The sequence below is a fragment of the Amycolatopsis tolypomycina genome, assembly GCF_900105945.1.
Lineage (GTDB): Bacteria > Actinomycetota > Actinomycetes > Mycobacteriales > Pseudonocardiaceae > Amycolatopsis > Amycolatopsis tolypomycina.
In genome coordinates this window covers 6,737,606-6,751,314 of the sequence record NZ_FNSO01000004.1, presented here as the reverse complement: position 1 = coordinate 6,751,314, position 13,709 = coordinate 6,737,606, and the positions used below count along the sequence as shown (strand labels likewise).

General features: G+C 72.2%; 17 protein-coding genes. 10 read left to right on the top strand and 7 right to left on the bottom strand.

Features of this window, described 5'->3' with window-relative positions:
• Positions 1-53: 53 nt before the first annotated feature.
• Genes tsaA through BLW76_RS40545 form a run of 3 tightly spaced genes read right to left on the bottom strand, consistent with a single transcriptional unit; the run spans position 54 to position 1,725 of the window.
• Positions 54-449: a tRNA (N6-threonylcarbamoyladenosine(37)-N6)-methyltransferase TrmO gene (gene tsaA, locus BLW76_RS40555; RefSeq protein WP_091320488.1), complete on the bottom strand. Its 396-nt coding sequence runs from the start codon at positions 447-449 to the stop codon at positions 54-56.
• An 11-nt stretch (positions 450-460) separates the two neighbouring features.
• Positions 461-889 carry a nucleoside deaminase gene (locus tag BLW76_RS40550; protein ID WP_091317364.1) on the bottom strand — a complete coding sequence of 143 codons (429 nt, stop codon included), beginning with the start codon at positions 887-889 and terminating at the stop codon, positions 461-463.
• Positions 886-1,725: an LLM class flavin-dependent oxidoreductase gene (locus BLW76_RS40545; protein WP_091317362.1), complete on the bottom strand. Its 840-nt coding sequence runs from the start codon at positions 1,723-1,725 to the stop codon at positions 886-888. The genes BLW76_RS40550 and BLW76_RS40545 overlap by 4 nt, the downstream gene beginning before the upstream one ends.
• 93 nt (positions 1,726-1,818) lie before the next feature.
• On the opposite strand from BLW76_RS40545, the gene BLW76_RS40540 reads away from it, so the two are divergent.
• Both BLW76_RS40540 and BLW76_RS40535 read left to right on the top strand, forming a co-directional pair.
• Positions 1,819-2,283, top strand: a complete 465-nt coding sequence (locus tag BLW76_RS40540) for an Lrp/AsnC family transcriptional regulator (RefSeq protein WP_091317360.1) — start codon at positions 1,819-1,821, stop codon at positions 2,281-2,283.
• A complete protein-coding gene (locus BLW76_RS40535; RefSeq protein ID WP_091317359.1) occupies positions 2,267-2,791 on the top strand; it encodes a EutP/PduV family microcompartment system protein in 525 nt (174 codons plus the stop codon). The genes BLW76_RS40540 and BLW76_RS40535 overlap by 17 nt, the downstream gene beginning before the upstream one ends.
• Before the next feature lie 2 nt (positions 2,792-2,793).
• Here the strand turns inward: BLW76_RS40535 and BLW76_RS40530 are convergent, their stop codons facing one another.
• Entirely contained in the window at positions 2,794-3,270 is a 477-nt protein-coding gene (locus BLW76_RS40530; RefSeq protein ID WP_091317357.1) for an Lrp/AsnC family transcriptional regulator, read from the bottom strand.
• A 58-nt stretch (positions 3,271-3,328) separates the two neighbouring features.
• On the opposite strand from BLW76_RS40530, the gene BLW76_RS40525 reads away from it, so the two are divergent.
• Positions 3,329-4,447, top strand: a complete 1,119-nt coding sequence (locus tag BLW76_RS40525; protein ID WP_091317355.1) for a trans-sulfuration enzyme family protein — start codon at positions 3,329-3,331, stop codon at positions 4,445-4,447.
• A 6-nt stretch (positions 4,448-4,453) separates the two neighbouring features.
• Here BLW76_RS40525 and BLW76_RS40520 read toward each other — a convergent pair whose 3' ends face one another.
• Positions 4,454-4,660, bottom strand: coding sequence for an FmdB family zinc ribbon protein (locus tag BLW76_RS40520; protein WP_091317353.1), 207 nt, complete (start codon positions 4,658-4,660; stop codon positions 4,454-4,456).
• 45 nt (positions 4,661-4,705) lie between these two features.
• Between BLW76_RS40520 and BLW76_RS40515 the strand changes: the two genes are divergently transcribed.
• The 3 genes from BLW76_RS40515 (at position 4,706) to BLW76_RS40505 (ending at position 7,515) form a co-directional block, all read left to right on the top strand.
• Complete coding sequence (locus tag BLW76_RS40515) at positions 4,706-5,830, top strand: alkaline phosphatase family protein (RefSeq protein WP_091317351.1); 1,125 nt, start codon at positions 4,706-4,708, stop codon at positions 5,828-5,830.
• 110 nt (positions 5,831-5,940) lie between these two features.
• Complete coding sequence (locus BLW76_RS40510; protein WP_208613483.1) at positions 5,941-7,041, top strand: NAD/NADP-dependent octopine/nopaline dehydrogenase family protein; 1,101 nt, start codon at positions 5,941-5,943, stop codon at positions 7,039-7,041.
• 168 nt (positions 7,042-7,209) lie between these two features.
• On the top strand, positions 7,210-7,515 hold the full coding sequence (locus BLW76_RS40505; RefSeq protein ID WP_091317350.1) for a hypothetical protein: 306 nt from the start codon (positions 7,210-7,212) through the stop codon (positions 7,513-7,515).
• Between the two features lie 33 nt (positions 7,516-7,548).
• Here the strand turns inward: BLW76_RS40505 and BLW76_RS40500 are convergent, their stop codons facing one another.
• Positions 7,549-8,088: a GNAT family N-acetyltransferase gene (locus tag BLW76_RS40500; RefSeq protein ID WP_091317348.1), complete on the bottom strand. Its 540-nt coding sequence runs from the start codon at positions 8,086-8,088 to the stop codon at positions 7,549-7,551.
• Here BLW76_RS40500 and BLW76_RS40495 point away from each other — a divergent pair.
• Complete coding sequence (locus tag BLW76_RS40495) at positions 8,087-8,848, top strand: alpha/beta fold hydrolase (protein WP_091317346.1); 762 nt, start codon at positions 8,087-8,089, stop codon at positions 8,846-8,848. The two genes, BLW76_RS40500 and BLW76_RS40495, sit on opposite strands and share 2 nt — an antisense overlap.
• On the opposite strand, the gene BLW76_RS40490 is transcribed toward BLW76_RS40495, so the two are convergent.
• Positions 8,836-9,648 carry a phosphotransferase gene (locus BLW76_RS40490; RefSeq protein WP_091317345.1) on the bottom strand — a complete coding sequence of 271 codons (813 nt, stop codon included), beginning with the start codon at positions 9,646-9,648 and terminating at the stop codon, positions 8,836-8,838. The genes BLW76_RS40495 and BLW76_RS40490 overlap by 13 nt on opposite strands.
• A 135-nt stretch (positions 9,649-9,783) precedes the next feature.
• Here BLW76_RS40490 and ctaD point away from each other — a divergent pair, with 135 nt between their 5' ends.
• From ctaD to BLW76_RS40475, 3 genes are all read left to right on the top strand, one after another.
• Complete coding sequence (gene ctaD / locus BLW76_RS40485; RefSeq protein WP_091317343.1) at positions 9,784-11,571, top strand: aa3-type cytochrome oxidase subunit I; 1,788 nt, start codon at positions 9,784-9,786, stop codon at positions 11,569-11,571.
• 118 nt (positions 11,572-11,689) lie between these two features.
• Positions 11,690-12,919 carry a phosphoserine phosphatase SerB gene (serB, locus tag BLW76_RS40480; protein WP_091317342.1) on the top strand — a complete coding sequence of 410 codons (1,230 nt, stop codon included), beginning with the start codon at positions 11,690-11,692 and terminating at the stop codon, positions 12,917-12,919.
• Positions 12,916-13,695 carry a peptidyl-tRNA hydrolase gene (locus tag BLW76_RS40475; RefSeq protein WP_091317340.1) on the top strand — a complete coding sequence of 260 codons (780 nt, stop codon included), beginning with the start codon at positions 12,916-12,918 and terminating at the stop codon, positions 13,693-13,695. Before serB ends, BLW76_RS40475 begins: the two co-directional genes overlap by 4 nt.
• Positions 13,696-13,709 lie beyond the last annotated feature (14 nt).

Sequence of the window (13,709 nt, the reverse complement as noted above, 5' to 3'; positions counted from 1 at the left end):
TCGGCCGGGCGATGGTGGCCGTTACCCCGGTGCCCGGATCGTGATCGGCCGGGTCAGCGCTCGGCCACCTCGCCGAGGACCGGCTTCACGTCGAGCACCGGGGTGCCGTCGATGGCCTCCAGGCCGGTGACCGTCAGCGTGCCGCCTTCGACCGCCGTCACCGTGACCGTGTGGAGGCCGATCGGGTTCGGGCGGTCCGGTGAGCGCGTCGAGAAGACCCCGGTGCTCGGGCGGTCGCGGTCGCCGCGGGGGTGGACCGCCTGGACGTCGCGGTCCGCCTCGTGCAGCCACGTCAGGAGGACCAGGCGGTCGCCCGGGCGGAGGTCGGCCGCCGCCGGGGCGAACTGCGGGTCGAAGACCACCCGGGACGGTGGCGCGCCCTCGTCGCCCTGTTTCGGGGCCGCCGCGCGGTCCGTCAGGGGCGACTCGATGCGCGCCACCGGGCGCACCCGGTACTCTGTCACTGGTAGTAGCCCTCGACCGGCACGCGGGCCTCGTCGAAGAGCGCCGGGCCTTCCAGCTTGTGCTGGCCCCAGGTGAGCGGCGGGCGCAGCGTGAGGAACTGCTCCGTCGACAGCGCGTAGACGACGCGGCCGAGCCCGGACCGCTCGATCGCGCCGGTGCACATCCCGCACGGCTGCGTGCTGGTGAACATCGTCGTGGCCGCCGCGGTTTCCGGGTCCAGGTTCTGCGCGGCCCAGCGGGCCAGCTTCAGCTCCGGGTGGGCCGTGATGTCGTTGTCCGTCAAGGACGTGTTGCGGTCCTCGGCGAGGATCTTCCCGTCGGCGTCGGCCAGCAGCGAGCCGAACGGCGGGTTGCCGTGTTCCTCACGCGCTTCGCGGGCGAGCTCGATCGCCCGCCGCAGCAAGGCTTCTTCGGTGTCCTTCACAGGTTCTCCCTCCAGGATGCGGCCACTGCCGCGAGATCACGCCACGCCACCTCCGGGCGCAGCGTTTCGGCCGGGTCCGCGTCGAACGGGTCGAGCACGACGGTGTCCGCCCCCAGCGCCCCCAGCTGCGTCAGGTCGTCGAGGACCTGTTCGAGCGTGCCCTCGCCGGCGCGCCGGTCCGGCCCGGTGACCGGCGCCGCCGTCAGCCGCAACAGGATCCGCGGCGCGAAGGCGGGCACCGGCCGGTCGCCCGCCAGCTTTTCCAGGCGCCCCAGCGTTTCCCGGAACCCGGCCATCGTCAGCCGCAGCGGGTGCCACGCGTCGCCGAGCTCCAGCGCCCGGCGCAACCCGGCGTCGCTGTGCCCGCCGAGCCACAGCGGGATCGGCCCCGCGCGGTAGTCGTCGTGGTCGGCCCACGCGGCCCGGATCGTGCGCAGGTACTCGGTGGTGAGCTTGCCGCGCCGCTCGAACGGCACGCCCAGGGCGTCGTACTCCTGCTTCGCCCAGCCGATGCCGGCGCCGAGCACGAACCGGCCGCCGCTGAGCGCGTCGAGGTTCGCCGCCATCCGCGCGATCAGGAGCGGGTGCCGGTAGGGCACCACGAGCACGGTGGTGCCCAGCCGCACCCGCTGCGTCACCCCGGCCAGCCACGACAACGTCGTGAACGGCTCGTAGAACGGCGCCGGGTACTGCTCGGCGACGTCCGGTGTGATGGCGACGTGGTCGGACACCATCAGCAGGTCGTAGCCGAGACCTTCCACCGTCTGCGCCCAGGCGCGCAGGACGCCCGGGTCGGTGCCGGGCCCGAAGTTGGGGACGTTCACGCCGATCTTCACCGCAGAAGGCTATCGACGTTTTGCCCGGATCCGGAAGGGAACGATCACGGCGTTCGGCCGCTTCCGCCGTGGATCCCACGGTATGTTCGGCGAATGACCGAGAGTCTCGACCCGACCGACTGGGCCATCCTGGCCGAGCTCCAGCGCGACGCCCGGCTCCCGCTCACCGAGCTCGGCCGGCGGGTGAACCTCAGCGCGTCCGCGGCCACCGAACGGCTCCGGCGGCTCGAGACGGCGGGCGTGATCGCCGGCTACCGCGCGGAAGTCGACCTCGGCAAGGTCGGCTACCCGGTGCTCGCCGTGGTCCGGCTCAAGTACCCCGGCAGCAGGCACGAGCCGCTGCACAAGCTGCTCGGCGACCGGTCCGAGATCCTGGAATGCCTGCGCACCACCGGCGACGACTGCTACGTGCTCAAGATCGCCGCCGCCTCCATGGCCCACCTCGAGCGCACGGTCGACGAGCTGGCCCAGTTCGGCAGCACCACCACGAACATCGTCTACACCCAGACCCTGCCCTACCGCGGACCGCGGGAGCCCGCTCGTGACCTCGAGACCTGACCGCATCGTCGTCATCGGCGTGACCGGTTCGGGCAAGTCGACGCTCGCCGCCCGGATCGCCGAGCGGACCGGCCTGCCCTACCACGCCGCGGACGACATCGGCTGGCAGCCGGGCTGGATCGGGACCCCCGACGAGGAGCAACGCCGCCGGGTCGCCGAGGTGTGCGCGCAGGAGCGCTGGGTCCTCGACGCCGTCTACAGCAAGTGGCAGGACATCGTCCTGCCCCGCACCCAGCTGATCGTGGGCCTAGACTACCCGCGCTGGCTTTCACTGGGCCGGCTGGTGCGCCGGACGTTCGTGCGGGCGGTGACCCGCCGGCGGGTCTGCAACGGCAACGTCGAGTCGTTCCGGCAGGTGTTCTCCGCCGACTCGATCATCCGCTGGCACTTCACGTCGTTCGCGCGCAAGCGGGAGCGCATCCGCGCGTGGGCCGCGGAGCCGCCCGGCCCGGCCGTCGTCCGGCTGACGTCCCCGCACGAAACCCGCCGCTGGCTTTCGACGTTCTGAATTCAGGCCCCCGGCGGCAGCAGCGGGCCGCCGCTCCCGTGCTGGAAGACGAGGTTGGTGTGGACGCGCGCGACCTCGTCCCGCGCGGTCAGTTCGTCGAGGACCAGCCGCTGCAGCTCCCCGGCCGAGCTGGTCGCGACGTGCGCGAGGAAGTCGTCCGGCCCAGTCAGGTGGTAGACCGCGCGCACCTCGGGCAGCGAGAGCAGGTGCTCGATGAACGGGTCCACCAGCGGCCGCCGGTGCGGGCGGACCTGGACGAACAGGAACGCCTCCAGCGGCCGCCCGAGCTTCGCCGCGTCGACCGACGCGTGCTGGCCGGTGATCACGCCGGTGTCGCGCAGCCGCGCGACGCGGTCCAGGCACGTCGACGGCGCGATGCCGACCGCGGCCGCCAGGTCCTTGTTGGTGATCCGGGCATCGTTCTGCAACAAGCGCAGGATTTCGAGATCAACCGGACTCAGTTCGACGGAAGCGGACATCGCCGAATGATATCCGAGACTCTTGCCCTTGGCCCGGAAAAAGCTCGACCATGCTGCCATGACTTCCTCGCTGCGCACGCGAGCCGTCCACGCCGGCCGTGACGATCTCACGGACCTCGGCGTGCACGCCGCTCCGCTCGACCTGTCCACGACGTACCCGTCCCGCGACAGCGCCGCCGAAGCCGCCCGGATCGACGCCTTCGCCGCCGGCGCCGAGCTCGACGGCCCGCCGATCTACGGCCGGGTGGGCAACCCGACCGTCGAGCGGTTCGAGCGGGCGCTGGCCGAGCTCGAAGGCTTCGACCACGGCGTCGCGTTCGCCAGCGGCATGGCCGCCGTCTCGGCCTGCCTGCTTTCCGCGGTGTCGCAAGGGAAACGGCACGTCGTCGCGGTGCGCCCGCTCTACGGCTGCAGCGACCACCTGCTCGAGTCCGGGCTGCTCGGCACCGAGGTCACCTGGGCCGCACCCGACGCCGTCGCCGCCGCGCTGCGGCCGGACACCGGGCTGGTGTTCGTCGAGACACCGGCGAACCCGACTCTGGCCGAGGCCGACATCGCCGAGCTGGCCCGGGCCTGTGGCGACGTGACCCTGCTGGTGGACAACACGTTCGCGACCCCGGTGCTCCAGCGCCCGGGCCGCCACGGCGCCCGGATCGTGCTGCACAGCGCGACGAAGTTCCTCGGCGGCCACGGCGACGTGATGGGCGGGATCGTCGCGTGCGACGCCGCGGAAGCCGCCCGGCTGCGGCAGATCCGCTTCGCCACCGGCGGCGTGCTGCACCCGCTCGCCGGTTACCTGTTGCTGCGCGGGCTTTCCACGCTGCCGCTGCGCGTCAACGCCGCGTCCACGACCGCCGCGGAGCTGGCTTCCCGGCTCGGCGGGCACCCGGCCGTGACCGCCGTCCACTACCCGCGGATCGGCGGCCCGCTGGTGGCGTTCGAGGTCGACGGCGACCCGCACGCCCTGATCAAGGCAGTCCGGCTGGTCACCCCGGCCGTCAGCCTGGGCAGCGTCGACACGCTGATCCAGCACCCGGGCTCGATCAGCCACCGGATCGTCGACGAGGGCGACCGCCACGGCGCCGGCGTGTCCGACCAGCTGATCCGGATGTCCGTCGGCCTCGAAGACGTCGAGGACCTGTGGGCCGATCTCGACCAGGCGCTGAAGGCGCTCTGAGCCTGGTCAGCCGCAGCAGCCGCCACCGCAGCAGCCACCGCCAGCCGGGGCCGCGGGATCGCTCGCGGCCCCGGTGAGGGCGACCGTGGTGAGCAGCTTGACGGTGTCGGCGTGCCCTTCCGGGCAGGTCGCCGGTGCGCCGGATTCGCTCATCGGGCGCAGGAGCTCGAACGTCTCGGTGCACTCGCGGCAGCGGTAGGCGTAGGTCGGCATGCCGCGATTATCGCCGGGGGCGCCCGGGGATGGGAAGCTGGGCGCGTGCAGCCGCCTTCGCTCGCCGACGTCCCGCACCTCGGCCAGGTCGTCCCGTCCCTGCTCGCGGCACTCGGGGTGCCCGGCTGCGGAAACGTGCTGGCGTTGCCGGAGGCGCGGAGTGCCGGCGTGCTGCTCGTCGACGGGCTCGGCTGGGAGCTGCTCGCCGAGCACGCCGCGGACGCCCCGGTGCTGACCGAGCTCGCCCGCGAGTCGCTGCGCGTGGGCTTCCCGTCGACGACGGCCGCCGGCGTGGCCGCGATCGGCACCGGGCTCGCCTCGGGCGAACACGGCATGGTCGGCTACACCTTCGAGATGCCCGGCACCGGCGTGCTCAACGCGTTGCGCTGGTGCAGCCACGACGACGGCGGCGACCTGCGCGGCGCGCTCCCGCCGCGCGAGGTGCAGCCGCTGCCGACGACGTTCGAACGCGCCGCCGCGGCGGGCGTCGACGCCGCCGTCGTGTCGTCCGCCCAGTTCCGCGACACGGCCCTGACGCTGGCCACCCAGAGCGGGGCGCAGTACGCCGGGGTGCACGCGCTGGGCGACCTCGCCGCGCGGACGTTGTCGGTGCTCGACGGGCGCGCGTTCTGCTACGCCTACCACAGCGAACTCGACCTGCTCGGGCACGTCTACGGCCCCGGCTCGACCGCCTGGCGGATGCACCTGCGGCAGGTCGACCGGCTCGTCGAGTCCCTTGTGGACGGTCTGCCGGCCGGCGCGCTGCTGGCGGTGGTGGCCGACCACGGGATGGTGACCGTCGAGGACAAGCTCGACCTGGAGGACGCGCCGGAGCTGCTGGCCGGCGTCCGGACGTTCGGGGGCGAGGTCCGCGCCCGGCACGTCTACACCGAGCCGGGCGCGGCCGCGGACGTCCTCGCGGCCTGGCGGGAGGTGCTCGGCGAGCGGGCCTGGGTGCGTTCGCGCGAAGAGGCCGTTGCCGAGGGGTGGTTCGGGCACACGGTCAGCGACCGGGTGCTGCCGCGCATCGGCGACGTCGTCGCCGCGGCCCGCGACCGGTTCGGGATGGTGCGGGGGCTCGCGGAGGCCGTGGAGTCGTCGCTGGTCGGCCAGCACGGCTCGCTCACCACCGCCGAACAGCTGGTGCCGCTGGCGCTGGCCCAGGGGTAGGCCGGACCGGGCCCGGGTGGTCCGGTCGCCGGGAACGGGCGCGCGCGGGAACTTTCCCCGTGCCCGTGCCGACCAGTCCACTGCGTACCGGACTGACGGGAGTGGGCGGAATGAGCGTGCTGGACGGGATCGGGGTCGTCGGGGCGGGTGGTGAGGGACGGGCCGTGGCCGCGCACCTCGCCGCGCGGGAACTGCCCGTGCACCTGTACACGCGGGATCTCGGGGCCGTGGGGGAGATCGCGCGCCGCCGGGAGATCGTCGCGCGCGGGGCGCTCGACGGGCGGTTCCCGCTCCGGGAGGTGACCGCGGACCCGGCCGGGCTGGCCGCGCGGGCCGTCGTCCTGGTCGCCACCGTGACCACCGCCTACCCGGAGGTCGCCGCCCGGCTCGCGCCGCACCTGCGGCCGGGGCAGGTCGTGGTGCTGTTCTCCAGCAAGCTCTGCGGGAGCGTCGAGTTCGCCCACGCGCTCGCCGCCGCCGGCGCGCCGGCCGTCGACGTCGTCGAGACCGACGCGCTGTTCGCCGCGCGGCCGTCCGGGACCGACGGCGTCACCGTGCTCGGCGCCAAGGGCTGGAACCTGATCTCCGGCAGCAGCGCGGCCGCCGTCACCCGGCGCGCCGGGCTGCTGCGCGAGTGGTTCCCGATGCTGGAGGTCGCGCGCAACCCGGTGGAACGCGGCCTGCACGACTTCGGCGCGGTCGCGCACGTGCCGATCGCGCTGGCCAACCTCGGCACCATCGACCGCGCGGAGGAGCTGCTGTTCTACGTCGAGGGCGTCTCGGCGCGGACGATCGCCCTGCTCGAACGCACCGAAGCCGAGTTCGCCGCCGTCGCGCACGCCTACGGCGCCCGGCTGCTGCCCATGACCGAGGTCCTCGACCGCTACTACGGCTGCCCGGCCACGACGCTGCTCGACGCGCTGCGGACCGTGAAGCCGTACCGGACGATCGCCGCGCCGACCAGCCTCGACCACCGGTTCCTCACCGAGGACATCCGCTCCACCCTGGTGCCGCTGCAGGCACTCGCGCGGTGCGCCGGCGTCGCCACGCCGATGGTCGACGCCGCGATCACGATCATGTCCGTGCTCGGCGGCGAGGACTTCCGCCGGACCGGCCGCACCCTCCGCCGGCTCGGCTGGGACGGCCTCGGTTACGACGCGATCGTGCACCGGCTGGGGGCAGGGGACCGGGTGGCGGCCCGGGTGGCCTGAGCTCCGCCGGGCATCACGTGTGTCTGGCGGGGCATCACGCGTGATTGGCGGGGCATCTCGCGTGATTGGAGGGTCGACGCGCGTGATTGGAGGGACGACTCGCGTGATTGGAGGGTCGACTCGCGTGCCTGGAGGGACGACACGGGGGGTGGCGGTTACCGTTTGGGTGTGCCACGACGCAACCGTCCCGGCCGCCGTTCGGACGGTGGGCCGCCCGAACGTGACCTCGGTGCCGCCACCGGGTGGGCGCGGGCCGAGTCCGGCGTTGACGGGGACTGGCTGGTGCGGACCGTGCCCGGGAGCCAGGCCACCAAGCACTACCGCTGTCCCGGGTGCGACCACGAGATCCGGCCGGGGACGCCGCACCTCGTCGTCTGGCCTGCCGACGAGACCGGCTCCGTCGCCGACCGGCGGCACTGGCACCGGGCCTGCTGGGAAGCGCGGGCGCGGCGGCGGCCGCACCGCCGCTGGTGACTTTCGCTCTGGAGTTGTCAAACATCGCCCGGCTCAGCGCCGGTAGTGCCGCGACATCGCGCCGTCGTACATCTCCTCCGTGTACTCGGTGAAGCCGAGGCGCTCGGCCACCCTCAGCGACGGCTTGTTCGCGATGCTCACGCTCGCCAGCACCGGCACCGACGGCAGCTCGCGGGCGCACCACTCCAGGACCGCCTGCCCCGCCTCGACCGCGTAGCCCTTGCCCCACGCCGACGGCCGGAACCGGTAGCCGAGGTTGAGCACCTTCTCGCCGTGGAACTCGCGCAGCCGCACGCCGCACATGCCGATCAGTTCGGTGCCGCCGCGCTCGAACACCGCGGGGTAGCCGAACCCGTGCTCGGCCCAGTGCGCCAGCCAGCCCGAGAACATCTCGGATGCCTCCGTGACCCCGGGTGGCGCGGGGTTGAAGCGGTTGGTGCGCGGGTCGGTGTGGATGTCGACCATCGCCTGCCGGTCCGCCTCGTGGAGCGGACGCAGCAGCAGCCGGTCGGTTTCGATGTCGGTGAACACATCGGCCAAGCTAACGACGGGGTCCGACAAAATGAGGCGCATGACCGAACTGCCGCTGGTCCTCCTCCACGCCTTTCCCCTGGATTCCCGCATGTGGAACGCGGTGCGCGAACCCCTCGCTTCACACCTTCGGGTGATCACGCCGGACCAGCGCGGGCTCGGCCGCTCGCCGCTGCCGGAATCCGACCGGGAGCCGAGTCTCGAAGACGCCGCGCGGGACGTCGTCGCCCTGCTCGACCGGCTGGGCCTCGACCGCGTCGTGCTCGGCGGCTGCTCGATGGGCGGCTACCTCGCGATGGCCGTGCTGCGGCTCGCCCCGGAACGGGTCGGCGGGCTCGTGCTCATCGACACCAAGGCCACACCCGACACACCCGAGGCCGCGCAGACCCGGCTGGACGTCGCGGCCCGCGTCGACCGCGAAGGCACCAAGACCTGGCTCGCCGAGGCCAACCTGCCGAACCTGCTGGCGAAATCGACCCACGAGCAGCGGCCCGAGCTCGTCGAGACGGTCCGGGAGATCATCGAATCCCAGCCGCCAGCCGGGATCTCGTGGACGGCGCTGGCGCTGCGCACCCGGCCCGACTCACTGGAGCTGCTGCGGAACGCGGACATCCCGGCACTGGTCATCGTCGGCGAAGAGGACCCGATCACCCCGGTGGCGGCGGCGAGCGAGATGGTCGAGGTCATGGCCGGCTCGACGTTCGTCGTGCTGCCCGACGCCGGGCACCTGACCCCGCTCGAGGACCCCGCCGGCGTGGTCGAGGCGATCCTGTCCTGGTACCCGGCCACTCACGAGAAGTAGGCGGCGAGCGCCGAGCGGGCTCCGGGCAGCCGGTGCGGGAACCGGATGGCGATGACGAACTGCCACACAACCGAGTACAGCTCGCGAAGCCGCATACACACGCGAAGCGCCCCTTCGTCCACTTCGCCCGGGTAGGCGGCCAGGAACTCCGGGCCGCCCTGCCGGGCGAGGATCCCCAGGTCCCAGGCGAGCGGCCCGCGCCAGGTGTCCTCGAAGTCCAGCCAGCAGGGCCCCGCGGGCGTGGCGATCAGGTTCCCGGGGTGGGCGTCGCCGTGCAGCGGCTGCACGGCGGCCGCCGGCAGTGCCGCGGCGAGGCGGGCCGCCTCCGCGCGCAACCGGGGATCCAGGTCGTGGCGGTCGAAGACGCGGCCGAGGTCGTCCAGCGGGCCGCGCCGGGGCAGTTCGCCGGGGTACTCGCGCAGTGCCGCGTGCACCTCGGCCAGCGACCGGGCGACGACGTCCGGTGCGTACCGGTGGTCCGGGTCGTGCGGGGTGTGGTGCCAGAGCGTGACAGGGAGCCCCTCGGCGAAATGGGGCCCGGCCGGGGGATCCGTGGTGGGTGAGACGACGAGCACACCACGTTCGGTGAGGAACTCCGACACCGCCACGTCCCGCTCCTGCCAGGCTGGCCCGGTCCGTGCCAGGCGGGTCGTCGCCGGCACCCTGGCCACCAGTGGACCCAGCCTCACCAGCACGTTCGACCGTTCGTGGAGCACCTCGGGATCGTGCGCGGGCAGCCCCAGCCGGGCGGTCACGGCGAGCGCCGCGCGCACCGCCGCGCGGGTGTAGTCGTCGGCCACGCCCCGATCTTGCCAGCCGGTGCGCGCGACTGTCGGTAGCGAGGGCTACGATCCCCCTAAGCCGCCGGGTCGGGCGTTCCCGAGCCCCGGTGGCGCGACGATGACCACCACAAGGTTTCAGTGTTGGAGGCAGGAGTGACGGCCGTAGCCCCCAAGCCGATCGCGACGCGCCCGTACCCCGCGCGCGAGTCGGTCAAGGGTTCGTACCTGCTGCGGTTGTTCCGCACGACGGACCACAAGCAGATCGGGATCATGTACCTGGTCACGTCGTTCGCCTTTTTCATGGCGGGCGGCGCGATGGCCATGCTGATCCGCACCGAGCTGGCGCGGCCCGGGCAGCAGTTCCTTTCGCAGGAGCAGTACAACCAGCTGTTCACCATGCACGGCACGGTGATGCTGCTGCTGTACGCGACCCCGATCCTCTTCGGCTTCGCGAACTTCGTCCTGCCGCTGCAGATCGGCTCGCCGGACGTCGCCTTCCCGCGGCTGAACGCGTTCTCGTACTGGCTGTACCTCTTCGGCGGCCTGATCGTGATGTCCGGCTTCCTGACGCCGGGTGGCGCCGCCGACTTCGGCTGGTTCGCCTACACCCCGCTGTCGGACGCGATCCACTCGCCGGGCGTCGGCGCGGACCTGTGGATCTCCGGCCTGATCATCGGTGGTCTCGGCACCATCCTCGGTGCGGTCAACATGATCACCACCGTGGTCTGCCTGCGCGCGCCGGGCATGACGATGTACCGGATGCCGATCTTCACCTGGAACATCCTGGTCACGAGCATCCTGGTCCTGCTCGCCTTCCCGATCCTGACCGCGGCGCTGTTCGGCCTGCTGGCGGACCGGCACCTCGGGGCGCACGTGTTCGACCCCGAAAACGGCGGCGTGATCCTCTGGCAGCACCTGTTCTGGTTCTTCGGCCATCCCGAGGTGTACATCGTCGCGCTGCCGTTCTTCGGCATCGTGTCGGAGATCTTCCCGGTGTTCAGCCGCAAGCCGCTGTTCGGCTACAAGAGCCTGGTCTGGGCGACGCTGGCGATCGCGGCGCTGTCGGTCGCGGTGTGGGCGCACCACATGTACGCCACCGGCGCCGTGCTGCTGCCGTTCTTCTCCTTCATGACGTTCCTGATCGCCGTCCCGACCGGCATCAAGTTCTTCAACTGGATCGGCACGATGTGGAAGGGCCAGCTGTCCTTCGAGACGCCGATGATCTTCTCGATGGGCTTCATCGTCACGTTCCTCTTCGGCGGCCTGACCGGCATCCTGCTGGCCGCGCCGGCGATCGACTTCCACGTGTCGGACAGCTACTTCGTCGTCGCGCACTTCCACTACGTGCTCTACGGCACGATCGTGTTCGCCACCTTCGCCGGCATCTACTTCTGGTTCCCGAAGATCACCGGCCGGATGATGGACGAGAAGCTCGGCAAGTGGCACTTCTGGACCACGTTCATCGGCTTCCACGGCACGTTCCTCGTCCAGCACTGGCTGGGCGCGGAGGGCATGCCGCGCCGGTACGCGGACTACCTGACCAGTGACGGCTTCACCACGCTGAACACGATCTCGACGATCGGCGCGTACATCCTCGGTGCCTCGACGCTGCCGTTCATCTGGAACGTCTTCAAGAGCTACCGGTACGGCGAGATCGTCACGGTGGACGACCCGTGGGGCTACGGCAACTCGCTCGAGTGGGCGACCTCCTGCCCGCCGCCGCGGCACAACTTCACCGAGCTGCCCCGGATCCGCTCCGAGCGGCCCGCGTTCGAGCTGCACTACCCGCACATGATCGAGCGCATCCACAAGGAAGGCGAGATCGGCTTCTTCGGGAAGCAGAAGGTCAACAGCCACGCGGCGCCGTCGCAGCTGCTCACCGAAGCGGTGATCCCGGGAGACCACTCCAAGGACAACGCGAGCGAGCAGGGCGACAAGTAGAACCCCCTGATCGAGTGAGCGCGTGCCCGGCTGATGTGAAGCCGGGCACGCGCTCTACTTATGTTCGACCCCGGACCGGCAGACTGATCGTGCAGCGTTGCCGAACGAGGGATGACCAGTGACCCAGACCCCCGTCCTGATCACGACGACCGGCCCCGACAAGCCGGGTGTCTCGTCCGTGCTGTTCGCCGTGCTGACCCGGCACGACGTCGACGTGCTCGACGTCGAGCAGGTGGTCATCCGCGGGCAGCTCGTGCTCGGGGTGCTCGCCGGGGTCTACCGCGACCCGGAGGGGCTGCAGGAGTCGGTCGAGCAGGCGATGGCGTCCGTCGGCATGCAGGTCGACGTCAAGATCGGCAGCGCGATCGGCGACGACCCGTTCGCGCTCGGCCGCCGCGACTCCTCGCACGTGCTGGTCATCCTGGGCCGCCCGGTCACCGCGCGGGGCTTCTCCGAGGTCGCGCGCCGGCTGGCCGCGCTGGGTGCCAACATCGACGCGATCCGCAGTGTCGCCGACTACCCGGTGACCGGGCTCGAGCTGTACGTCTCGGTCGACGAGGACACCCCCGAAGCCGACGCCGCGCTGCGCTCGCAGCTCGCCGACGCCGCCGTCGAGGCCGGTATCGACGTCGCCGTGGAGCGGGCCGGCATCATGCGCCGGGCCAAGCGGCTCGTCGTGTTCGACGTCGACTCGACCCTCATCCAGGGCGAGGTCATCGAGATGCTGGGCGCGCACGCCGGCGTCGAGCCGGAGATCCGCGAAATCACCGAAGCGGCGATGCGCGGCGAGCTGAACTTCACCGAGTCGCTGGAGCGGCGGGTCGCCCTGCTGGCCGGCCTGCCGGCGACGGCGATCGAGCAGGTCGCCGCGTCGATCGAGCTGACGCCGGGCGCCCGGACGACGGTCCGGACGCTCAAGCGGATGGGCTTCCGCACCGGCGTGGTCTCGGGTGGCTTCACCCAGGTCATCGCGGGCCTGGCGGATGAGCTGGGACTCGACTTCGCGGTGGCCAACGAGCTCGAGATCGAGGACGGCAAGCTCACCGGGAAGGTCGTCGGTGACGTCGTCGACCGCGCGGGCAAGGCGAAGGTGCTTCGCCGCTTCGCCGCCGAGTACGACATCCCGCTCGAGCAGTGCGTCGCCGTCGGCGACGGCGCCAACGACATCGACATGCTTTCGGCCGCGGGCATGGGCGTGGCGTTCAACGCCAAGCCCGCGCTGCGCGAGGTGGCCGACACCGCGCTGTCGCACCCGTACCTCGACGCCGTGCTGTTCGTGCTCGGCCTCACCCGCGGCGAGGTCGAAGCGGCCGACGCCGCCGACGGGCTCGAGCTGACGCGCCCGTGAGCAGCGTTCTCGACTCCCTGGGCGCCCGCTACGCGTTCTGGCTGGGGCTGCCGGCCGAAGACACGTCGGACACCTCCGACGAACTCCCCGAGGAAGTCCGGGCGATGCCGGTCATCCTCCGCATCGAACGCGCCGAGCCGCCGGGCCGCACGCCGCTGCTGGAGGCGGCGGCCGCGGCGGCGCTGGCCGTGTGCCTCGACGAGCGTGCGCAGCCCGGTGGCGAATGGGCCGAGCCGATGCACGCGTGGTTGGACAACCGGATCCGGAAGGTCGCGCGGCGGGCGCGGGGCGCGCACTGGGCGGCCGTCCAGGACCTGCCGGGCATCACCGTCGAGGTCGACGGCGCCGAGGCGCGGGCGCTCGTGCCGGGCCTGGTCACCGAGACGCCCAAGGAAGTCGCGCGGCTGCAGATCTCCGGCAGCGAACTGCCGGCCGACGAGCCGGGGCCGCTCCCGGACGGCGTTCCGTTGCTGCTGCTCAACCCGCACGTGCCGATGACCGTCGGCAAGGGCGCCGCCCAGGTCGGCCACGCGACGATGATCCTCGCCGCACTGCTGGGCGACGCCGAGCGGGCCGCCTGGGCCGCGCGGGACTACCGGGTGGCCGTGCGCACGGCGACGCCCGTGCAGTGGAAGGAACTGCACCCGGGCGACGACCCCGAGGGCGCGTGGCGGCGCGACCGCGTCATCGCCGTGCGGGACGCCGGGTTCACCGAGGTCGACCCCGGCACGATCACGGTGCTCGCCCAGTGGGCGCCGGAACAAGCGGCCCCCTGACCCGGTTGGAGCGG